Source organism: Ulvibacterium sp., assembly GCF_965228935.1.
Classification (GTDB): Bacteria; Bacteroidota; Bacteroidia; order Flavobacteriales; family Flavobacteriaceae; genus Ulvibacterium.
Map to the genome: position 1 here is coordinate 265,545 of NZ_OZ245846.1, position 22,192 is coordinate 287,736.

At 43.2% G+C, this 22,192-nt stretch carries 15 protein-coding genes; 8 read left to right on the forward strand and 7 right to left on the reverse strand.

Features of this window, described 5'->3' with window-relative positions; translation table 11 throughout:
* Positions 1–291 precede the first annotated feature (291 nt).
* From ACO06Y_RS01200 to ACO06Y_RS01235, 8 genes are all read left to right on the forward strand, one after another.
* Positions 292–729, forward strand: coding sequence for a hypothetical protein (locus ACO06Y_RS01200; protein WP_422082000.1), 438 nt, complete (start codon positions 292–294; stop codon positions 727–729).
* Positions 730–734: 5 nt separating this feature from the next.
* A complete protein-coding gene (locus ACO06Y_RS01205; RefSeq protein WP_422082001.1) occupies positions 735–1,331 on the forward strand; it encodes a hypothetical protein in 597 nt (198 codons plus the stop codon).
* Positions 1,332–1,426: 95 nt separating this feature from the next.
* Positions 1,427–3,211 carry a S41 family peptidase gene (locus tag ACO06Y_RS01210; RefSeq protein ID WP_422082002.1) on the forward strand — a complete coding sequence of 595 codons (1,785 nt, stop codon included), beginning with the start codon at positions 1,427–1,429 and terminating at the stop codon, positions 3,209–3,211.
* Between the two features lie 126 nt (positions 3,212–3,337).
* Positions 3,338–3,778: a hypothetical protein gene (locus ACO06Y_RS01215; protein ID WP_422082003.1), complete on the forward strand. Its 441-nt coding sequence runs from the start codon at positions 3,338–3,340 to the stop codon at positions 3,776–3,778.
* Between the two features lie 9 nt (positions 3,779–3,787).
* The gene (locus tag ACO06Y_RS01220) at positions 3,788–4,900 is read left to right on the forward strand and encodes an alkene reductase (protein WP_422082004.1); all 1,113 of its coding nucleotides are present in this window, start codon (positions 3,788–3,790) and stop codon (positions 4,898–4,900) included.
* A 170-nt stretch (positions 4,901–5,070) separates the two neighbouring features.
* Positions 5,071–6,081: a hypothetical protein gene (locus ACO06Y_RS01225; RefSeq protein ID WP_422082005.1), complete on the forward strand. Its 1,011-nt coding sequence runs from the start codon at positions 5,071–5,073 to the stop codon at positions 6,079–6,081.
* An 867-nt stretch (positions 6,082–6,948) separates the two neighbouring features.
* A complete protein-coding gene (locus tag ACO06Y_RS01230; RefSeq protein WP_422082006.1) occupies positions 6,949–8,712 on the forward strand; it encodes a hypothetical protein in 1,764 nt (587 codons plus the stop codon).
* A 358-nt stretch (positions 8,713–9,070) separates the two neighbouring features.
* On the forward strand, positions 9,071–10,825 hold the full coding sequence (locus ACO06Y_RS01235; RefSeq protein WP_422082007.1) for a hypothetical protein: 1,755 nt from the start codon (positions 9,071–9,073) through the stop codon (positions 10,823–10,825).
* 85 nt (positions 10,826–10,910) lie between these two features.
* On the opposite strand, the gene ACO06Y_RS01240 is transcribed toward ACO06Y_RS01235, so the two are convergent.
* The 7 genes from ACO06Y_RS01240 to ACO06Y_RS01270 all read right to left on the reverse strand — a co-directional run bounded on the left by ACO06Y_RS01240 (position 10,911) and on the right by ACO06Y_RS01270 (position 21,969).
* The gene (locus ACO06Y_RS01240) at positions 10,911–12,533 is read right to left on the reverse strand and encodes a carboxypeptidase-like regulatory domain-containing protein (RefSeq protein WP_422082008.1); all 1,623 of its coding nucleotides are present in this window, start codon (positions 12,531–12,533) and stop codon (positions 10,911–10,913) included.
* A gap of 1 nt (position 12,534) precedes the next feature.
* Positions 12,535–14,130: a carboxypeptidase-like regulatory domain-containing protein gene (locus ACO06Y_RS01245; RefSeq protein ID WP_422082009.1), complete on the reverse strand. Its 1,596-nt coding sequence runs from the start codon at positions 14,128–14,130 to the stop codon at positions 12,535–12,537.
* Between the two features lie 303 nt (positions 14,131–14,433).
* Positions 14,434–16,008 carry a hypothetical protein gene (locus ACO06Y_RS01250; protein ID WP_422082010.1) on the reverse strand — a complete coding sequence of 525 codons (1,575 nt, stop codon included), beginning with the start codon at positions 16,006–16,008 and terminating at the stop codon, positions 14,434–14,436.
* 800 nt (positions 16,009–16,808) lie between these two features.
* Entirely contained in the window at positions 16,809–17,156 is a 348-nt protein-coding gene (cas2, locus tag ACO06Y_RS01255; protein WP_422082011.1) for a CRISPR-associated endonuclease Cas2, read from the reverse strand.
* Between the two features lie 239 nt (positions 17,157–17,395).
* A complete protein-coding gene (gene cas1 / locus ACO06Y_RS01260) occupies positions 17,396–18,313 on the reverse strand; it encodes a type II CRISPR-associated endonuclease Cas1 (protein ID WP_422084226.1) in 918 nt (305 codons plus the stop codon).
* Between the two features lie 4 nt (positions 18,314–18,317).
* A complete protein-coding gene (locus tag ACO06Y_RS01265; RefSeq protein ID WP_422082012.1) occupies positions 18,318–18,944 on the reverse strand; it encodes a hypothetical protein in 627 nt (208 codons plus the stop codon).
* The gene (locus ACO06Y_RS01270; protein WP_422082013.1) at positions 18,934–21,969 is read right to left on the reverse strand and encodes a DUF5107 domain-containing protein; all 3,036 of its coding nucleotides are present in this window, start codon (positions 21,967–21,969) and stop codon (positions 18,934–18,936) included. Before ACO06Y_RS01270 ends, ACO06Y_RS01265 begins: the two co-directional genes overlap by 11 nt.
* Positions 21,970–22,192 lie beyond the last annotated feature (223 nt).

Here is a 22,192-nt window from a genome sequence, read left to right on the forward strand (position 1 = left end):
GAAACACCATTCCAGTTTTAGGGAAGATTCATAGGAATCCATTTGTAACCATACTATACTGGCCATAAGGGAAAACCTAAAAATCTCAAACGGCAAAGGGGCTACAACGAAAAAATCCCGACCCAGTTCGGGATAAGGTTACGTTAAAAGAATTGTTCAAGGAGAGTTCTTAAGTATTATCAGGAGATGATTTAGATTCAACACTTGTCGTTAGTTGTATTAACTATAGGAAAATACATCTAATAAAAAACAGAAAATTAACTATTTTAGTGGACACCCATTACCGTCCGGATGACACACCTTAAATTCAGTTTACAGGAGTTCGATATCTTTTATTATGCCGTTGTGGGTCTGATCGCGGTGGCGATACTTGTGCTGTTTATCGTGGAAATAATCGCAAAATTGAACGATGTCCCAAATGACAATGTCAACATCGTAATTAGGAATTGGGCCTATGGTAAGTTCTACTTCATTACCTTTTTCTGTGGTATCCTAGCTGGCCATCTTTTCCTGGGGACTTCCATCCGATGGTTCGATTGTGGTAAAATTGGCATCCCCTTCGAGTGTTCCATTTTTGATGTACTGGTCGTGGCCGCCCTCAGCTTATTCTTGTTGGTAACGGGCCTTATCTTCCAAAAGAAAAAGACATCAAAAACATTTCAGGTCATTTTGTTTTCCTTAGGCTTGTTCATCGGGCATTTTGTGTGGTCAATGAACAACTTTGATTAAAGCGTATGGGGGAATTATCAAAAAAGGTCGTCAAGGCATTCGATGCAAGAATTATCAAAAAGGTAAAAAGGATAATCCTCTTTATCTTCATCGCCTTGATCATTCTGGACATAGTATTCGCTTTCCCGAACGGCTTCCCGACGATTAGCCTCGTGGTATATAATTCATCACCAAAGTTCATCGTTTTGTTATGGCTTTTTGGATTGTTCGTAACCAATGTTTTCTTTCAAAGGACAATTCATGAAAAAGTAAATTTGGAGAAGAATTTCCTGATACTTTCTATAATGGGTATTGGATTATTGGCCATTGGCCTTTTTATTAAGCAGCCTGGTATAGACTGCGAAAACTACAAGAACGAAATAAAAGAAGTGGAAATTCCTTATGTAACGCGCGTCTTGTGTCAGGATATATCCAATGGGCTTTCGGAGATGAAAAATTGCGATTGCGAAACCTTAAGCTGTAACGATAATTTATGCGATGATACTATTAAATTTAAGCTTGATCTGACCGTGTATGTAAAATTTTTGATTTTGCTTTTGGGCATCCTTTCCGGTTATTTCCTATGGCCCAACAGTAAAGAAGAACGTCGAGATACGGATTGAACGATTCAGTGGCCTTACGAAAGAATGTTCCGGTAAGTTCCTATCAAGCGCTTATACTATCGATTATCTTGGTTCTGTACATAAAAAATATATAGATGATTCGTATTCCTACGTTAGCAGCAAATGTGACTCTTATCAAAATATTATTAGTACTAATTTGTTTGTCTCTCATGGCCTGCACGAGTAAGACCGAAAGCAGGGTCGACCAACAAAAAGTGGAGAACTTGATAAAATTTGCCGAGATATACGGAATAGTAAAATATTTCCACCCAAGTGATGAAGCTTATGATCTGGACTGGAACAAGTTTGCCATTTATTCGACGGAAGAAATTTTAAAATGTGAAACCCAAGAGCAGTTTTCCCAAAAATTGGATTCTCTTTTCTTACCTATCGTACCAGCTTCAAAATTTGAGGGTACTTCAACGGATGATAGTTTCTCGGAGACATTTTGGCACCACCAAGGTGTTGGTTTTGGAATGAAGAAAAATGGTCTTTACTTTAGTGAACGTCTTATAGTAAATGAAGCAACCGATACTTTGCCGTACCGACCCAAACTTGGTGATGCAATGAATATTGATGTTCTGGAAGACAAATCATTTACTATCCCAATTGTCCTGTTAAGAAACGAAAGTGGAACGCTTCCTAAATCCAACCCAAATGAAATGGAAGTTCTTAACCGAAAATTGAAAAAATTTAAAATAGATGAAAATGGATTGGCGTTTCGACTGGGCAATTTAATAAATGTCTATAACGTATTCCAGCACTTTTTCCCGTATTTGGATGTTTTGAGCATAGATTGGCAGCAAGAGCTAAGAAATGCTATTGTTGGATCCTTTGTAGATTCTTCAAAATCAGATCACGTTACTAGGTTACAAAAGTTTACGGCTCCGTTACAAGATGGCCACATTTCAATTGATGTTATTGGAGAAAAAGATCATTACTACTATCCACCAATTTCGTGGGAATGGATTCAAAACAAATTAATAATAACAAGGGTTTGGAATACTGATCTAAATCTAAAGGTCGGGGATGAAGTCTCAAAAGTTAACGGACAAGATTCCAAAGATTATTTTGATGAGATGGAGTCGAGAATATCCTCTGGCACTAAAGGTTGGTTGCGATACAGGTCGGAAAACGAATCTTTACGTGGCAAAGAGAATTCCAAGCTTATTATCCAAGTAGACAAAAGGGAAATCGTACTGAAAAGAAACATGCATAATTATGACCGAGATAAAGGTATCAAACCTTATGAAAAGCTTCACAACAATATTCATTATCTGAATCTTACATTGCTGGATTGGCAAACTATGGAATATTTATTACCCGAATTGGAGAAATCAAATGGAATTATCTGCGATTTAAGAGGTTATCCTAACGGATCAGAAAGAATTGTAAATCACTTACTCAAAAAAGTGGATACTGCCAAAGGCTGGCTAAGAATTCCAAAAATCGTTTTCCCCAACCAAAAAAAAATCACAAACTATGTTGAAGGAGACTGGACTGAAACCATGATACCGGCGCAACCCTATCTTGGCGATAAGAATATCGTCTTCATAACAAACGGAAGTGCTATAAGCTATGCAGAAAGTATCATGGGTTTTGTAAAAGGTTACAAATTAGCCACAATAGTAGGCCAGCCCACAGCTGGAACTAATGGAAATTATAACATTTTTACCCTACCTGGCAATATTCAAATCAAATGGACGGGAATGCAAGTTTTAAAACTTGACGGAACACAATTATATGGAATTGGAATCTTGCCAGATGTTTATGTGGAAAAAACGGTTGATGGACTCATTAACCACAAAGACGAGTTCTTGGACAAAGGCCTAAAACTTGTAAATAAAAAAATATCTGCCGCCAACATAGGAAATAATTAATTGTGGTAAGAATTTCCAATGCCCCCCAAACCACAAAGAAGTACAGTAGGTTTTTGGGGATGATGCCGCCATTGCCATCAAAGATTTCTTATATTGGTTCCAACATTGTAGTGCATTCTCCAAATAATGAAAAAATCCCTATTGATAGGCTTAATGATTTCCTGCTTGTATTCATGCGCGCAGTCTCACGACATTGCTGGTGATTATGAAAAAATATCAAAAGATGGGTCGGTGGAATATCTTTTGGAATTACGTGCCAACGGCACTTTCCTATTCGATTCGTACACCATTCGCCAAGTCGAAGGAAAAAGCATACAAATCAAAGGAGGCATGACCACCGAGCCCAGTATAAGGGGAAGGGGAAGATGGAGGGCCGAGAACGATATGGTTCATTTCGAGACCGATCGCAATACCGATATAGACCATAACTATCCTTTAAACCTCCATGGTACCAGGGCTAAATACAGAGGCGCGTCCGATGAAAAAGCAATTGCCGAAGTAGAATTCGTAGAGTCAGAAGTCTTCTGGATTACCGGAATAGAGTTGGTAAGGAAAAATCCAGAATAATAGCCTCCAATGAAAGACCCGCTTTTTACATCTTACAATCTAAATGGAATTGAATTGAAAAACCGGTTCCTGATGGCCCCCATGACACGATCCAGGGCTTCGCAACCGGGCGATGTCCCCAATAGTCTAATGGCGGAGTATTATGGTCAAAGGGCCAGTGCGGGAATCATCGTTTCGGAGGCCACACAGGTTTCCTTGCAGGGAAAGGGGTATGCCAATACTCCGGGAATATATACAGAGGAACAGGTGGAGGGTTGGAAGTTGATAACCAAGAAAGTCCATGAAAAGGGAAGTAGCATATTCTTGCAGCTGTGGCATGTGGGCAGGGTCTCAAGTTCAAAGGTGAACGGACTTCAACCTATCGGGCCTTCCATTAGGTCGGCCAGGGACACCTCGGTCTATATATTTGACGGTGCCCCCAATGGTGATGCGACCTTCGTGCCCGTCGAAGAGCCTAGGGCGATGACCTATAATGATATCCAACAAGTGATAGAAGAGTTTGCAACCGGAGCCAGGAACGCAAGAAAAGCCGGGTTTGACGGTGTCGAGATCCATGGGGCCAACGGCTATTTGATCGACCAGTTCCTAAGGAGCAATTCCAATAAAAGAACGGATAGATATGGCGGGGCAAGCGAGAATAGGATCAGATTTTTGATGGAAATAATCGACGCCGTAGCAGGGGAGATCGGGAAGGACAGAACGGGCGTCCGTTTATCGCCCTTCATTACTTTCAAGGACATGAACGATCCGGAAATTTTGGACACGATTCTTTTGGCGGCCAGGGAACTCGAGGAAAAAGGTGTCTGCTACATTCATCTAAGCGAGGCCGATTGGGACGATTCCCCGGAAATTCCCATGGATTTTAGAAGGGACTTAAGGAAAATATTTCAGCGCACGATTATTGCAACGGGAAAAAAGACCCCGGATCAGGCCAACGACCTATTATCGGATAATCTCGTAGACCTGGTGGGGTTTGGGCGAAAGTTTTTGGCGAACCCGGATTACCCGAGAAGGGTGAGATTGAATGCCAAAACCAACGAAATAACCGATACCCATACCATTTTTGGGGGAGGTTCGTCCAGGGGGTATACCGATTATCCATTTTTGGAAGACCAGATCTAGTCAAAGAGCACCTGGATATATACGTGCGAATCGATACCCTGAATTGCAAAATGTTCCCATTACCTGAAATAAGTACCCTAGGTGCAATTCATCGAATAATTACTATACAAATTGATAATTACGGGGTATATTCCTACATTTGTTCTTTAACCTACAAAACCCCCGACAAAATGAAAACTACCCAAATCTTTCTTTTTGCCCTCTTGGGCTGTACAATGGCCTTCGGCCAGACCAATACCTTTCCCGCTTCAGGAGATGTGGGGATAGGAACGACGACTCCGTCATCAAAGTTTCATGTTTATGAAGGAAGCGCCAATGGTTTTTACGACCAATATACATTTTCTTTAATTGAGGGCATGGATGCCAGATTGCAATTATTGTCTACCGATGCCGGAAACCATGGCTCTTCAATAATATTGACGAACGAAACATCATCATGGACCTTGCATCAAAGGACCTCGACTTCTGGCAACAGGTTCGATATCGGCCATAGGGTCTCAAGCCAAATCGAGGATATTGTCCAAAGACAAAATGTATATCTTTCAATTTTAAACAATGGTAACGTTGGAATCGGCACCACTTCGCCTAACAGTGTTTTACATGTGAGCAAGGGAACCTCAGGAGATGCGATTTTAAGATTGGAGGCGGATACCGATAATAACAATGATTTTGACAATCCTATGATAGAAATGAGACAGGATGGCGATATCGTAGGAATCAACATAGGGTTTTCGGAAAATTTTGGTGAAAACAAGTTCGGTATCGGCGCCAGGCACCCAAACAGTGGTGGCAATCAATGGAACACACTTATCGTGGATACCTCTTCCGGAAATATTGGAATGGGCACCCAAGATCCAGGCGCCTACAGACTCGCCGTCAACGGAAATGTCAGGGCCAAGGAGGTAAGGGTAGAGACCGGATGGTCGGACTTTGTCTTTGAAAAAGACTATGACTTACCTACTTTGGAAGAAGTAGAGACCTATATAAAGGAAAGGGGACACTTAAAGGACATCCCAAGCACTGAGGAAGTTGCCGAAAATGGCATCCTCTTGGGAGAAATGGACTCCAAATTATTGCAGAAAATAGAGGAACTTACCCTATATATCATTGACATAAACAAAAAGGTCGAGCAATTGCAAAGCGAGAACTCCGAGCTAAAAAGGAAATTGGAGTTGGAATAGGTTCCTTGCTGTCTGCCAGCACCTAAATATATACACTTGGACTGACACCGGAACTTTAGATAGCCGGATATTCCAATAGGTTGCTTGGGATAGTTAGGTAATTGATTTAAGGTTTTCCCCATTTTTTTGCCGTACTCTAAATTTCCTTATTTCTGAACTTAGCGATTGATAAATAGTTGATAAACTATCAGTTATTTTTGAGTTGCCCCACCCATGGTAGTGTTTTATTATTTCTTAGGGATATTGGTTGATCGCTAAATCCGATCAGTTCTCTAACTAATTTCAGAGAAGATTCAAAGGGACTGGATACTACGTACGATAATGTCCCAGAACTTTCAATAAAAAACGATCTGCACAATACAGCCTTGTTTTTTGAGTATGTGACGTTCATAAAAAAGGCGTAGCCAAACCAGCTACGCCCTTCCACTACATAAACTAACTCAAACTAACTATGAAACAAAATTCGCTCTTTGTGTGTATTAGCATAGGGAGGTGTACGGTTCATATTTTTATATGAATCTTAAAATACGCCCATACCAAACCAAAAGGAATTGGAGCCTTCCCTGTAAACAATTCTAAACAGAACCTGCAAACAAAAACCTCGGAACAAAGGAAAACCGATAAATTGAAATTTTTGCCCATAGCATAAAGAAGAATCCACCTACAAGTCCCTAAAACAGGGGTTTACCGTTCTTTTTTACACATTACCGTTTATCCTATGGAACCTACCGTTTAGGGGATTGGACAAAAATCTGCATGTTTCTCCAACTAAATTTGTACTGACCATGACCGTGTTTCCCCACCCCTAGCCATGAAACATTTTGATGGATCTTGGGAAAGCATGTGACTTAACCCCATAACCGACCCATGACCTCAAAAAACCGACTTTTAAAAAATATTTGGGTAGTTCCCCTACTTTTTCTTATTTCTACTTGTACTGTCGGGTTCGGACAGTGCCTTACACCCTTCGATTTCAGTGCAAATGCCGATGGCACCTTCGAGTCTTTGTCCAGCGTGGCTAGTGGTGATTTTTATAATAGCAATGTAACCTCCGGATCAGGATGGACCAACAGCTACGGTTCCGCAGATTCCTGGGTCTCCCCCATGCCAACCACCGGTTCAGGTATTTGGGCCGGACTTGCTGACGGAATGCCAAGCTCCCCGGATGGTGGAGTCTTTGTTGGGGGATGGGTAGCCTCTTCGTCTTGGGGCGAAGCTTTTACCGCCCAAATAAAGGGCCTAAATATAGGGCAAATCTATGTACTGAAGTTTTACCAGGCCAATGCAGGTATCGACGGGAATACACCAATAAATATGGCCCAAAGGGCAAGATGGAACGTCACTTTCGGAACCCAGACGTTTACTAGTACGGCTATGGACTATAAGGGAGAAGGCAATCAAACATGGATGGAGGAGGAAATGACCTTTACCGCAACGGCAACATCCCAAAACCTGACTTTTCGGGTAGATAATGACGCTACCGGCTTCAATTATGAGTATATGGCCTTGGATGGAGTTCGATTGTTCCTTAGTGATGACACCGATGGCGATGGAATTCACGATTGCCGGGATCTCGATGATGATAACGACGGGATAACGGACATAGATGAAGGGCATTCCTGCCCAAGTGTCACGCTTGGAGAGGTGTACGTAAATACTTCAACCGGCCAAATTGCGACCTATGATCTTGAAACCAACGCGGTAAATGTGCTGTGCTCCGGGCTTCAGGTATCCGGGGATATCGGGATAGCCCCGGACGGTCAAGTATATACCGTTCAAATTGGCGGTGCCAGCCCTACATCTTCGCAAGTAAGGAGAGTGGATGTAAGCAGCTGTACGGAAACCATTATGGGAACGGTCCCGGTTGGTGGGGCCGTTGCCCTGTCCTTCCTTCCGGATGGTTCGGCCCTGGTCGGTTTTTATACAACCCCTATGATTTACAGAGTTACGCTGTCCCCTTTTACCGTTACCCCATGGGCTTCTATACCGGGCTTTACTCCCGCAGGGGACTTCTCCCTGGTCAATGGGAAACTATACTACTTGGCCCATCCTACTGGGAATCCCGCTATCAATTATTCAATTGAAATCGATGTAGATCCCAACACCTATGACTATATTAACAATTCCGCACCAATCCTTCTTCCTGGATCGGCCTTGGGAGCGGCTATTTCCGGAAGCTGTCAAGTTGTATACGGTGGATTCGATACCATTATCCTATTGGACGATATTACCACAGGGAGTTCGGGAACGACCATTACCACCTCCATTCCACAAATAGACCCTATCTTTGGGCTGGCCAGTATACATGAAGCGGATGGTTGCAATAACGCCTGTACGGAAATCGATACCGATAATGATGGCATCGCGGACCATTTGGATACGGATAGTGATGGCGATACCTGCCCCGATGCCGTCGAGGGCGAAGGCTCCTTTACCAAAAACGACCTGGACGCCAACAACAGATTGGCAGGGGCCGTGGACACCGACCCTTTAAGCCCAAATTACGGCATTCCCTTGGCAGCCGGTTCTGGGCAAACTGTTGGATCTGCACGGGACAATACACTACGCCTGGGCTGCCCCACCCGCATCATTACCAATAGGCGTGTAACCTATAGGGTCAGGAGGGATTGATCTAAAACATCCTGTGGTTTCCCCCGGACAACCCTTTCGCAAGCTTAAAGAAGCTAAAAAGGACATCGAATCCGTTGATAGGCGTATCGAAACAGAGGAAACCGATGAATTGAATTTTTTGCCCACAAAACAAAGAAGAATGCCCCTACAAGTCTCTTGTATAGGCAGATACCGTTGTTTTTTATTCTCTGCCGATAAGCACATGAAACCTACCGTTTAGCGAATCAAGCTAAAATCCGCACACCTCCCCCACTAGATTTGTACCGACTATGACATCGTTTTTCCTGCCCATAATCTAAAAAACATTGAATATTAATGGGTCTTGGGAAAGCGTGTTGTGCAACCCCATAACCGACCCATGATTTCAAAAAACCGATTTTTAAGGAACAATTGGGTAGTTCCCCTATTTGTTCTTCTACTTAATAATGCAATTGTATCCGGGCAATGCCTGGTACCCTTTGATTTTAGTTCGGATGCCGACGGTACCTTTGAATCCCTGTCCAGCTTGGCCTCGGACAATATGTTCAATAGCCATGTAAATACAGGAGGATGGTCCGACTATGTCGGTTCCCCGGACTCTTGGATCTCCCCTATGCCTACCTTAGGGTCAAACCTTTGGTCAGGACTTGCGGACGGGATGCCTCCTTCCCCGGACGGTGGTGTTTTTGTAGGAGGCTGGGTGGTAACGTCCAATTTCGGCGAAGGCCTTTCCGTTCAAACAACGGGCCTGGATGTGGGACAAGTCTATGTGCTCAAGTTCTATCAAGCCAATGCAGGAATAGATGGGTATACACCCATAGACCCGGCCCAAAGGGCGCGGTGGCAGGTAATATTCGGCGCTCAGACCTTCTATAGTACGGCCATGGACTATTTGGGAGAGGGCAACCAAATATGGATGGAGGAGGAAATGACCTTTATCGCCACGGCAACATCCCAAGAGCTAAGCTTTAGGGTTGATGATGATGGTACCCCATTCAATTTTGAATATATGGTCTTGGACGGTATTCGGTTGTTTACTAGTGATGATAGCGACGGGGACGGCATAGAAGACTGCCAGGACCTGGACGATGATAATGATGGAATCTCTGATATAGATGAGGGGCACTCCTGTCCAAATATCACGCTTGGAGAGGTGTACGTAAATACCGCATCTGGCCAAATTGCAACTTATGATCTTGAGACCAACGCGGTCAACATACTGTGCTCAGGACTTCAGGTGGCCGGGGATATCGGGATAGCACCGGACGGTCAGGTGTATACCGTAATATGGGGAATCGCCGGATCTTCAGATATCAAAAGAGTCGATTTGAGTACCTGTACGGAAACCATTGTGGGAGCGGCCCCTCACAATGGAGGTAAAGCCCTGTCCTTCCTTCCCGACGGTTCGGCTCTGGTTGGCTTTGATTCAACCTCTACCATTTACAGGGTTACGCTGTCTCCATTTTCCGTTACCCCATGGGCTACCATACCTGGCTATATTCCAGCAGGGGACTTCTCCCTGGTCAATGGAAAAATATACTATCTGGCCTATCCTCCAGCAGCGACCTTTTCAAATTACCTGTTTGAACTGGACATAGATCCTGTCACCTATAACTATGTAGGCCATTCCGCACCGACCCCTCTTCCGGGACTGGCTTATGGAGCAACAATTTCCGGTAGTTGTCAGGTGGTATACGGAGCGGATGATACTATTATCGTTTTGGACGATGCTACAACAGGGAGTTCAGGTACCACCATAACCACCTCGATTCCTGCAATAGGTGCCATCTTTGGGTTGACCAGTGTACATGAAGCGGATGGTTGCAATAACGCCTGTACGGAAATCGATACCGATAACGATGGTATCGCGGACCATTTGGACACGGATAGTGACGGCGATAGCTGCCCCGATGCCGTGGAGGGCAACGGTACGTTTACCAAAAACGACCTGAATGCCAACAACGGATTGGCAGGGGCCGTGGACACCGACCCTTCGAGCCCAACTTATGGTATCCCCTTGGCAGTGGGTGCCGGGCAGGCTATTGGATCCGCACGGGACAATACTTTGCGTTTGGGTTGCCCCACCCGAATCATTACCAATAGACGCGTAACCTACAGGGTGAAAAGGGATTGAAGAAAAAGGGCCGTTGGCCGGGAAGAACCGAACACATACTTCTTATCGAAAAATACTATACCGGAATTCCACGCCAAGGAAATCCTCATTGTTCCAAGTTGCGTAGCGGTGTGTTTTTCCAGTATTCCTTTTTAAGACCTTTGTCATTTATAGGCTGTAATACATGTTCCAAGGGCAAGATCTTTTTCATAAGCCCTACCGTATCCAATTCTCGCTTGGGCCTAAGTTTTGCTTCCTGGGTGAAGAACTCCCGGTACTGATGGATATATTCCCATTTTCTTTCATCCAGTTTATTCCCCAAACTGTCCTTAATATTGCGGGGCGTAAATTTTACGTTAGGTACTTGAAGCCCCTTTTTCGCCGTAAACAAATACCGATATGCATCCTCTGTCTTTCTATAGTCCAAATGCGGACATACCACAAAAGTTTGTTCATCTTCCAAGTAGTAAAATCTACTTAAGGGCAAAGACTGATTCCTAAAGAGAATCCGAAAATCGCCAACTTTTATTCTATCCAGGTTGGCCGGAGCCTTATTCAAACGAACCCTAAAAGATCGATCGAACAAGTCAATAACGACCTTGGATCTAAATACCGCCGGTCTTTGCAATAACACCTTATTGTAAAAGGAAATGTAGTTTAGAAACATCTTTTTTCTAGGGGCCCTTGCATATTCTATTTGAATATGGTACAACATTTCCCTATTCATTTTTTCAAATCCGTCCGTGAACCTTTCCTGGGCATTTTCCGCCACACGGTAGAAAAGGGGTTGCCTCCTTTTAAATAGGGCATAGTCTAGCTTATGGATAGCGAAACCATCGGTATTGATAAAGATCTTACCCTCCGCACGATAATTTTTATCCTCATAGGTCAAATCGATTTCATAGACCTTTTCTTTGTTGAAGTTGGTTTTTCGAAGAATTCGAAACTTGTGGTTCTCTATGAAGTGGGTGGAAAGGGAATCTACGAACGAAAAGGATTCCAGGCCATAATTCCGTATGGCATCGTGTAATCGTAAGGTAATAAATTCATTACCACCATCATTCCGCATTCTGGCATTGGGCACTATCTTGTTCCGATTTTTATAGTCATACGGTCGTCTTGCAAACGGATCCACCTCAAAATCGAGATTTTTCGTATACGAATACAATTGGTATTTATTGTCAAGAATATCCTTGGTGGCAAAACCTTGGTCCTGAACGTTGATGATGGCTTCGTTTAAGTTGACATAATTTCCATTTTTGACTTGATAATCGCGATAATATCCAACAATATCAAAGTTTTCCGAAGGATAGTTCTGTGGAATACTATTCACCGCAATCTTAACGATCTGTTTGGCGGTAAGCCCTCTGATTTTAGCGGAAACCACAGCTTCGCTTAGTTCAAAACCCCCGGGTTCAAGTAGTATGACATTGCTTTGTCCTTCGGCCAAATCCTCCATCAAAAGCTCTTTGGTCACATAACCCATACATGAAATCTCTACAACATCGCCCAACGTCTTAAATCGTAACGGTATCTTAAAGGTGCCGTCTATATTGGTGATTACGCCCAAGGCCTTATCTTTTATCCGGATACTGGCAAACGGAATCGTCTCATTTTTTGTAGAATCCACCAATTGTCCAAATATAAAATCTTCCGTCTGTGAAAAGCCCGAAGTCGCCAACAACACAAACAGCAGAAAAAAGGAATTCCTGAAAATGTTTCTTTCCATATTAATTGATTTTCCCCTGTAAGGGGGTATTCATCCAATACTCCTGGTAATCCTCTGGTTCTTCAATGGGTTGGCCCTTAAAAATAGGTTTTCTCTTGTCCATGAATTTCATATCGAATGGGGCACGGGTGTCCAATTTTACCCTTTGAACAAAAAACTCCCTGAATTGCTGATAATCCTCGGTCCTTGGGGTATTGATGGGGTTCCCTTCAAAATCCTTTACGTTCCTGACCTGTATGTCCAACAATTCGCTGTCGAAGCTTCTCTTCTTTACGGCTGCATCAATTTCCCGCATGGCCTGGGCCAAAGTTCCCTCTTTTAGATCGGGATAGACCTTTACCGAGTCCCCGAACACCTCTACTTCACCTACTTCCCATTGGGCCCCTTTAAAGGTTATGGTATAATTACTTCCGATCTTGGCGGAAATCGCATCTATAGGTCGGTTGAATCTTAGTCCAAAATAGCCCTTTGATAGGGATAAATCCACATCGGTCATTATAAATACCGGCGGAAGGTTAAGCACAAAACTATTATGAAAGGAGATATAGCTTAAATACATTTTTCCCTTGATCCTATTGTATTTTGTAACCACATCAAAAATCATTTTACGTTTGTGGCCGTGTTTATTCTTGATCCCGGATTCATTTCTTTCGGCAGTATCGTACAGGGCATATTCCATTTTATGGATGGCATAATCGGTCTTGGAGATATATAGTTTGGCGTGGGCCCTATAACCCGGTTTTTGCCCTTGGCCATCGATTACATATAATGCCTCGTCGGCCAGATAGGTCTCCTTGTTTTTCGAAAATTTGTGATTGGTCAAAAAGTCCTCCTCCAACCTGCCGACAAAGTCATAGGAATATACATTGAAGTTCCGTAAGGCATCGTGAATTCTCAAGTTTGTAAACTCGTTCCCATCATAATTCTCCAAATAGGCCTTGTCTATTATTTTCGTTCCGGTGCCATAATCATATTTCTGGGAGGCCAGCGTATCCCGTTGAAAGTCCTCGTTCATTTTCGTATCGAACAACTGTACCTCGGAAGTCCTGAAATCCTCTTGGTCAAAACCTTGGTCAAAAACCTCTAAAATGGCTTCGTTGAGATTCATGTAGTCATCATTTTTCCATTGATAGTCCCGATAGTAGCCCACCGTGGAAAAAGAACTGGAGGGATAGTTCTCCTCAATGGTCTCTATGGCCATTTTTACAATGGTACGGGCGGAATACTTTTTTCGCTTCCCTTTGGCCTTAACAATGGCCTCCTCCAGCATTATGGCATCCGGATGTAATCGTATCCGGTTTAGGATCCCTTCTTCCAAATTCATTATGGGAATTTCCTTGGTCCTATACCCCATGGAAGATATTTCAATGATATCACCATATTCCCTGTACCGCACGGGGATTCTAAAACTACCGTCCTCGTTGGTAATAACCCCCAAGGCCCTGTCCTTGATCCTGATATTGGCAAATACAATGGGATCCTCCGTTTGGGTATCTACCAGTTTTCCGACAATGTAGTCTGGATCTTGGGCCAGTAAGGGCCATGAGAGGAACAGAACTACGCCATAAACGATGTAAGTGGATATCTTTTTCGGCATGGGAGGAACACGTTTTGGTTTTCCGCACTTATTGATAGCAGTGGCGCGAAAAACGAGGGATACCCTCGTTTTACAATACAACTCTTAAAATATGGCTTTTTATGGACTTTTCCTACCCGTTTTACCCGGGCGACCCGAAAAAAATACCACTTAATCAGAAAATTAAGGATTATATCAAATAGGCATGGTTTCCAATCCCTATTTAAGCCCGGATAACGCGTCTATCGAATCAAGTAAAAGGCGATCAAAATGAAAGGTCAGTGCTTTGTGCCATTTGGAGAAGAGTCGGGTACCGTGACTTTACTATAATTTAAGTCCCCCCTCCTCCAGATTTTTGATTTTCCTTAAAAGTTGTGTGGAATCCGGATTTAACTGAACGGCTTTTTTATAGTGCCGCAATGCGCGCAAAGAATTGTCCAATAAAGAATAAGTGTCCCCAAGCAATTCAATTAGCATTGAATTGTCGGGATATTTTTTGATCGCCAATTCCAACAACAGTATTTGATCTCCAGTCCTATTCCTTGCTTTCAAAAACTTATAGATTTGAACAAATTGACTCGGCCCTATGATATACCATTCCGGAAAACGCGCTATCAATTTGGATAAAAGGATAAACCCACTCTTAAAATCATTTTTTATTTCACTTACGATTTCTTCGGAGTTTGGAGGCACATCTTTTCCCAATTCTTGCGAAATAAAAAGTAAAAAATCCTGGGCAAGCTCATCCGAGGGTTTGCGGTCCCGATAAAAGGTATACAGTTCCAAAGCCTCCCCGAATCTTCCGTTTTCATATAAAATCATCCCTAAATTCCGTAGTTCCGCATCGGAAAAGAATCTTGAATCGGGGGCAATTTTAATGGATTCCTGAAAACTCTCTATCGCCTTGCCCACATTTTGGTTTAACGCCATCTTATAGAATTCACTTTTAAAATTTGATGTTATCACCTCTTTTTCGATTCCATTTGATGTTACGATGTAGATATCCCTATTGGCTTTTCTCCATGAGGTAAATAGCAGGTACTCATCGTCTTTGGACCACCGGGGTTGAGAGCTCCCGCCCATCCTATCAAAAACCAATCGTCTTGAACCTTTACCCAGCGTATCCATGGCATAGATCTGGACAAAATTCCATTCCCTTCTTTTAGGGCCTACATTATCGCGATCTGAGGTGAACGTAATCCGTGTACCATCGTTTGAATAGGATGGCCCCGTTTCGTTGGAAGTGGTATAGGTGCGTCTTTTTAGGCCAATGCCTTTTGGACTGATGGAATATATTTGGAAAGGGCCCGTACGGTTTGAGGAAAAGACCAGGCTTTCACCGCTGGGAGACCAAAAAGGGTCATTGTCATCATATTTACTTTGGGTTAGCTGTTGGATATTTCCGTTTGCGAGATCAATTGTAAAAATATCCGTCTGACCCTTTGTCCTCTTTGTGAATGCTATCCGTGTACCGTCCGGTGACCACATAGGCCCAAATTCGTCATCGTTATTGTTCGTAAGGTTTTGAATATGCTTGCCATTCGAATCCATGATATAGATATCCAAGTCCCCGTCCCGGTCGCTTACAAAGCAAATGGCATCTCCTTTTGGGGACCAGGAGGATGCAAAATCGTTTGTGTTGCTTTGCGTTAGGTTTTTTACATTTTTACCGTCCCTATCACATAGGAATATGTCCCATTTCCAAGAAAAATTCAATCCATCGTCCTTAAAATGGCCCCAATCCGTATAGGTAATCCTGGAATTGTCCGGTGACCAGTTCGCTCCCCACATGGCATTGGTCTCATTTAGGGCCATGGGCTTTAAGGGCGTTCCATTTTCCTGCCCGTTTACAGCTACGGTAACCGATAAAAATAAAATGTAGCGGTAAACTAATCCCATGGGTCTGTTGTTTTACCTCGAAAGTAAAAACATTTTCAAAGGCCTGGACGCCCAGGTTGTAGGCTTGGATGAATCAGAACACCTTTTAGGTGTTAAACCCCAAATAACTTTGTTGAATGGCCCGCTATTTTAAGGGGTCATTTTTCGGGCGAACCGTAAGGCTCGTCTTCTAACACAGTTTAACATTTTAACAATGATATATGTTGTGAATTGCTTTACGCATTACGTATTCATTGCTTTTTAGAGGTATTCGTCGGTCGCTGCGCTCGGTCAGTTCTCTAATTCCTGTCCTGAGCGTAGTCGAAGGGTTAAGGAGGATTCACAGGGATTCTTTAAGTGTGAAACGACTCGAAACGGTTGTGAATTGCTTTCAGTTCTCTAATTTTAGGGAGGATTCACAGGGCGAAGAAAATATTCCGAAGATTGGTCAATGTTGTGAATTGCTTTCAGTTCTCTAATTTTAGGGAGGATTCACAGGCCGCAACAGGACACAAAAATCGGTGATGCCGTTGTGAATTGCTTTCAGTTCTCTAATTTTAGGGAGGATTCACAGGTTCATTTGTAATATCTCGAATACTTTTGAAGTTGTGAATTGCTTTCAGTTCTCTAATTTTAGGGAGGATTCACAGGATACTTGCCCTAATCGGCTGGTATCCTGTTTTTTATGTGTGTTTGTAGGATATAAAAAAGGAGGGGTTTTTTGTATGCTCGACCCCTTCCGTTTTCGGTTTTTTAGACCGAAAACACCTTCCCCTGGCTAGGGGAAGGAACACTTTTACTTTTAATTTAAGGGTATATAGTTAAAAGAGTTCCAACTGTTGGCTTGGGGGCTCGGGCTCCACTTCCTGTTGCCCATGGAACAATTCGATCATACCAAATTGCTTGTCCGTAATCTGCAGGATGCCCACCTTTCCTTTTTTCGGCAAGGCATTTTTGGTGCGATTGATGTGGACGGCCGCATTTTCCCGACTGGGACAAAAGCGCATATAGATACTGAACTGGAACATGGCAAAGCCGTCGTCCAACAGATTCTTGCGAAAACGGGTAGCCACCTTACGGTCCGTCCGGGTCTCGGTAGGTAGATCAAAAAAGACGAGTACCCACATACTACGGTATTGGTTTAAACGCGAAAAGCGGTCCTGTTTCATTTTTTAATGTCAAGTCTAGCATAGTCTAATGTCAGGTCGAGCGCAGTCGAGACCCACAAGATTTGTATGTATAACGCTAGGCATTCGGGTAAAATGCGTAACCTTTTTCCATCTCCTTTTGCCAAGGCCCTTTTCTTTCCGCTATGCCGTTGCTCATATTCTTCGTCAGGTTTTCCTTTATAGCGAAAACTGGTTTTGTTTTTGTTGCATTTGGCTCTCGACTGCGCTCGAGCTGACAATTATTGTTTACCAAGGGGGAAGGCGCTAAACTCCGGATACAAGAGCTTGCGGCTACTGCCCAAAAAACACTCGTACAGACTGTTGGTGGTCCTGCTCATGGCATTCATCAAGGGGCTTTGCCTATCATCGATGATCACGTTCATGGCAGGTATCCCTAGGAGTTCACTTTTTAGCTCCCGGTTCAATTCCTCGATCGGGCAACCCGTTTCCACCAGATCATAGACCAGGGCATCTACAAAGGGGCGATAGGGCTCCATGACATCATCGGCCAAACAGAAAGCGTTGTACTTGTTCCTATGGTGGATACCCACGGAAGGCAACAGTCCACTGCTACAGAGGGCCCTGGCCGTTACCGCCCGTAAAATGGCATACCCATAATTGAGCAGATTGTTGGGCGGAATCCCCTTTTGGTTCCGGCTAAAACCTTCTATGGCAAAAAGGTTTTGAAAATAATACGCAGCGGCAATGGCTTCATGGTTTTGGGCATCCCCGCTTTTTACGTCCCGGGCCCAACGCTTGAGTTTTAAGGCATTTTTACCCCGTTGCAAGAGATGGTTGGCCTGGTTACCGATCTTGGCCATGACCGTCTGCTGCCACAATTGTTTTTTCAAGGGAAGGCTGGCGTTCAACTGGTGGTGCATCCGCTCGGTCTGTTCCGTATGGCCCACCAGGGGCTGGAACAGGGAACAGGGCAAATGCTGTTGATCACAGGTAATGACCGCCGTCTTGTTCTGTACCAATTTGCGTAAAAGGCCATTGGTGATGGTAATTTGGGGATCTTCCAGGACTACATAGCCCAAGTCTTCGATGGGGATGGTCGCCTCTTTTTTGTCCTCATCCGGAAAATTTACGACCAACTGCTGGTTTCGTGTACTGAGATAGGAGGGATTGCCGAAAAATAAGGTGCGTTTAATCATATTCTTAGTACTCACCTATTTGAACGATATTGCCTAGGTGATTCAATCTTACTTTTATTACATTTTGCAAATACCCTAAGCTTTTAACAGCTTTCCAAGTTACGTCTTTAAGTCCTTTTACATCATCAACTTCCGTTTCGAGATGATGTCTAAATACATAATCCCTAACAGCAGAATTTCCATAGGTGACTTTTGATATTTTTTGAACACGGTATAAATGTGGTGAAATTATATTTTGGTTTTTCGGGTCAAGAAGGTCTATTGAACTTGGTTCAAATCTCTCATCGGGAAATACAAACATTTCGTTTTGCTTCAGGGTGAACAATAATGGCCAGCCATTATCATTTTTGCTTTTGATCGTTGGTAATCCGTGATTTTTACGAATGACGGCCTCAAAAAATGTGACCGCCTCATCGTCAAGATCGCCATCATCACTTTTGTAAATTGCTATGTGATGATTGTTCCCTGTACTTATATAATCTACGGGTATCTCTTCGCCATCATGTAATATATCTTCACCAAAATGATTTTTAGCGGTATGTAAAGGTTCAGCATTGCTAACACCTGTTATTGTTGCTCTTTTTATGCAAATACCTTTTGCTTGATTTAGCCAAATAGGATTAGTATCCAAATCCGAAAAGGCTTTTTTGTAGTTTTACAAATGCAAGTCCTTGATATAAAAGAGCATCCGGTGGTTGATCATTGTAAAACCATGTTGTCGCCGGTTCGATTACCCCATTCGAGGCTTTTTCCCAATAGTATATTGCTTTCTCTGTGTTTCCAATCCCCTCATGGGCAGCGCCCAACCAGTAATCGATTTCATTTTCATGTGTCCCTGTCAATTTGCCCTCGCCCAGGTTATTGGGGTATTCTTTCGCCTTTTCAAGCCAGCTAATGGCACCTTCAAATTCCTCGTTACCCATGGCTTCCCTTGCCAATCCGATAAGGCAGGTTCTATAGGCCAAGACCACTTTACCCTCACCCCCTTCCCAAGGGTGGAATTTTCTTTTCATAATCAAGTTATAGGCCTCCAAAAACCTCTGGTTCAGAATAAGGAGATAGGCCTTTTCTATGTATAGGTCATCTCGCTCATCCACCAACTTTGGATATTCGTCAAAGAAACCAAGACGAAACGTTATCGATTTGTTCAATCTTTTATGAAGCTGATCAAGTTCCATGAAAACCCGGGCATCCGTTCTATCCAAGTCAAATGCTGTTTTAAGTGATTCAAATGCTTTTTTTGGATCCCCTAATTTATTGTAATAGGCCAAGGCCAAGTTTCTATGTACCGTTGGGAATGAACTATCTTGCGAAACCGATAGCTCCCAACATCCAATCGCATCTTTATACTGCTTAGCATCATACCAAAAATTACCCAGGTAATACGATGCTTTTGAACTAGCCGTATGCACTTTCAATGCAAATTGCAGTGCAAGGACCGCTTCTATCCTATTTGGAAAACAATAATCCGGATTACAAGTTTCGGCCCGTTTAACTATTTCCTTGGCAGCCGTGTCCTTTCCCGATTTCGAGAGAAACCAGGCCTTATAGTATAGGGCCATTGGATAAGTAGCCGACTGTGTGGAAATGCCCAGGTCCAAAAGGTCAATCGCTTCCTGGTACATCCCGGTCCAGGCATAGTCCAAGGAAATTTCAATGTAATTTTGGATATTATTACCCATGAGCCGTAAAAGCCGATCTCTGGCTTCTACATCTCCTAGCAAAAAATCTTCGAAATGCAACCCAAAATTGAAGCTATCCAGGCCCAAGGATTCTTCAATACTTTCTTTGGCCTTGGCAAATTCCCCCATCTTTCTGAAGAGGGCTACCTTGAGATGCCTTGCCTTGTGGTTGTGCCAATTACGTACCAATGAACGATCCAGAGTATCCAAAGCCAAATCCCAGTCACCTTTCATCGTTTCTATCCGGGCAATCTGAAAATATCCGGAATCCATGTAGGCGGCATTCCAAACGGCTTTATAAAAGGCTGCATAGGCCTCTTCCTCTTTTCTTTGATACCGTAGGGACAGTCCCAGGTTAAAAAGTGGTTCCCCTACAAACGGATTGGGATTCCGCTCTGTCTGCCGAAGATAGGCCCGTTCAAAATAGCTTTGGGATTCCGCAAATTTGCCTTTTCGGAAGAACCAAAGTCCCAGGGCGTTGTTACTGCGAATGTCATTGGGGTCGCGCTCCAATGCCTCTTTGTAATATTCCACGGGGTCGTAGGTTGCATGCCGATACTGCTCCAAATGAAGGCCGCTCAAGTAAAGCTCTTCATTAGTTTCGATTTTCTTGGGTTCTTCCACCGGCCTTGCCGGTTCTGGAATGGTGTGATGTGCCTTTTCTTCAGGTTTCCAATCAACAAGCACCTTTCCATCTTTGGAGGAAACTGAAACGTAATATGCGCTCCTATCAAATTTCTGATCAATGTCGATTTCACTCCTAAAGGTGGCCCCAGGTGTAAAATCAAACTTTTCCTCTTGTAAAATCTCATTCCCTGATGCAAACCTTACCGCCGCATTGGGGAATATCCCTGTGGAACATGCCTTAATTATGGCCACGTTTTCCCTGAATTCCAAATTCAACAATACATCCTTTGATGCATTTTTTACCGTTCCCAAGTCCTGATAAGGCATAAAATATTGGGTGAACGACTTTTCCTCGTACGGCATCAACCACGAAAAATCGGGTTGATTATCAGTATAAACACCACACATCAGCTCGATATATGGTCCATTATCATCCGTAAGGTTTCTATCCCAAGCTTTTCCAAAATCCCCGTTGCCCCATGTCCATTGTTTTTTCCCCGGCGATATATGATGATTGGCTACATGAAGTAGGCCCGCCTGGGTATCGTTTTCATATCCGCCTACAAAATCATAATGCGACTTGATCGCCATATATGAGGTAGGAACGGGAATATTTTTATAGCGGGAAATATCAGTTCCAGGGGAGTAATCGAATTTATAATAAGTTCCCTTGGCAATAGGGAATTCCGAAACATCGCGCTTGCCATGATCGAATACGGCATTGACATCCGGCGGGAATACGGACTGGTACGCATCATTTACCGCCACCGCGGGATTGGCCCACCACAAAAAGGACTGGGGTTCCGCGGTTCTATTGTACAACTTAACGTTTATTTCTAAATAGGCCTTGTCCGGATACAATGTAAATCCGGCCATTCCCTTGGTACGTGACATGCGTTCAATTTCACTGCACCAGACCGTCTTGCTGCCATCACTGTTCTCTTCAATCATATGATCAACCGGTTCATATGTACTTGGGCGGTGATGTTGAGGCCAATTAAATTCTATTCCACCGGAAATCCATGGCCCCGTAAGACCCACCAGTGCTGGTTTAATGACTTCGTTGTAATAAACGAAATGGCGTTTTTTAGTCTTGTCATAGGCCATTTGTACCCGGCCACCGAGTTCCGGTAAAATCATAATCTTCAAAAAACTGTTTTCAAGAAAACAAGCAGACCACTCTTTATCTATTTTCTCATCCTTTATTTTTTCAATTACCGGATAAGGATATACTTTTCCACTACTCCCTTGATAGACCCTTTTCTCCAAGAACATGGGGTTTTTCTCGGGCACTCCAATTTCATATGTGGGGATAACCACTGTTTCGGACCAAGCTTTGACTTCCATCTTATACTTTCAGCTAAATATACGGTTCAACCATTTCATCCATAAAAATTCAAAATACCAGCAAGAAAACCACAATGAAGATTTTGGGTGACAGCCAAAATGTTACCGATAACAAACTGCCTAATGCCAGAATAATGTGTTAAAATTATCCTTTCCAGGGGTTTTTCAAAATAGACTATTTTGTGAGTTTACTGGATTATTTTCTTATCTTTAATTAAGAGAG

Bases quoted from the DNA above. Each gene is read 5' to 3' on its own strand.
- cas1 (WP_422084226.1), bottom strand. From the start codon at position 18,313: ATGATTAAACGCACCTTATTTTTCGGCAATCCCTCCTATCTCAGTACA.
- ACO06Y_RS01270 (WP_422082013.1), bottom strand. From the start codon at position 21,969: ATGGAAGTCAAAGCTTGGTCCGAAACAGTGGTTATCCCCACATATGAA.
- cas2 (WP_422082011.1), bottom strand. From the start codon at position 17,156: ATGAAACAGGACCGCTTTTCGCGTTTAAACCAATACCGTAGTATGTGG.
- ACO06Y_RS01225 (WP_422082005.1), top strand. From the start codon at position 5,071: ATGAAAACTACCCAAATCTTTCTTTTTGCCCTCTTGGGCTGTACAATG.
- ACO06Y_RS01210 (WP_422082002.1), top strand. From the start codon at position 1,427: ATGATTCGTATTCCTACGTTAGCAGCAAATGTGACTCTTATCAAAATA.
- ACO06Y_RS01220 (WP_422082004.1), top strand. From the start codon at position 3,788: ATGAAAGACCCGCTTTTTACATCTTACAATCTAAATGGAATTGAATTG.
- ACO06Y_RS01245 (WP_422082009.1), bottom strand. From the start codon at position 14,130: ATGCCGAAAAAGATATCCACTTACATCGTTTATGGCGTAGTTCTGTTC.
- ACO06Y_RS01250 (WP_422082010.1), bottom strand. From the start codon at position 16,008: ATGGGATTAGTTTACCGCTACATTTTATTTTTATCGGTTACCGTAGCT.
- ACO06Y_RS01230 (WP_422082006.1), top strand. From the start codon at position 6,949: ATGACCTCAAAAAACCGACTTTTAAAAAATATTTGGGTAGTTCCCCTA.
- ACO06Y_RS01215 (WP_422082003.1), top strand. From the start codon at position 3,338: ATGAAAAAATCCCTATTGATAGGCTTAATGATTTCCTGCTTGTATTCA.
- ACO06Y_RS01240 (WP_422082008.1), bottom strand. From the start codon at position 12,533: ATGGAAAGAAACATTTTCAGGAATTCCTTTTTTCTGCTGTTTGTGTTG.
- ACO06Y_RS01235 (WP_422082007.1), top strand. From the start codon at position 9,071: ATGATTTCAAAAAACCGATTTTTAAGGAACAATTGGGTAGTTCCCCTA.
- ACO06Y_RS01200 (WP_422082000.1), top strand. From the start codon at position 292: ATGACACACCTTAAATTCAGTTTACAGGAGTTCGATATCTTTTATTAT.
- ACO06Y_RS01205 (WP_422082001.1), top strand. From the start codon at position 735: ATGGGGGAATTATCAAAAAAGGTCGTCAAGGCATTCGATGCAAGAATT.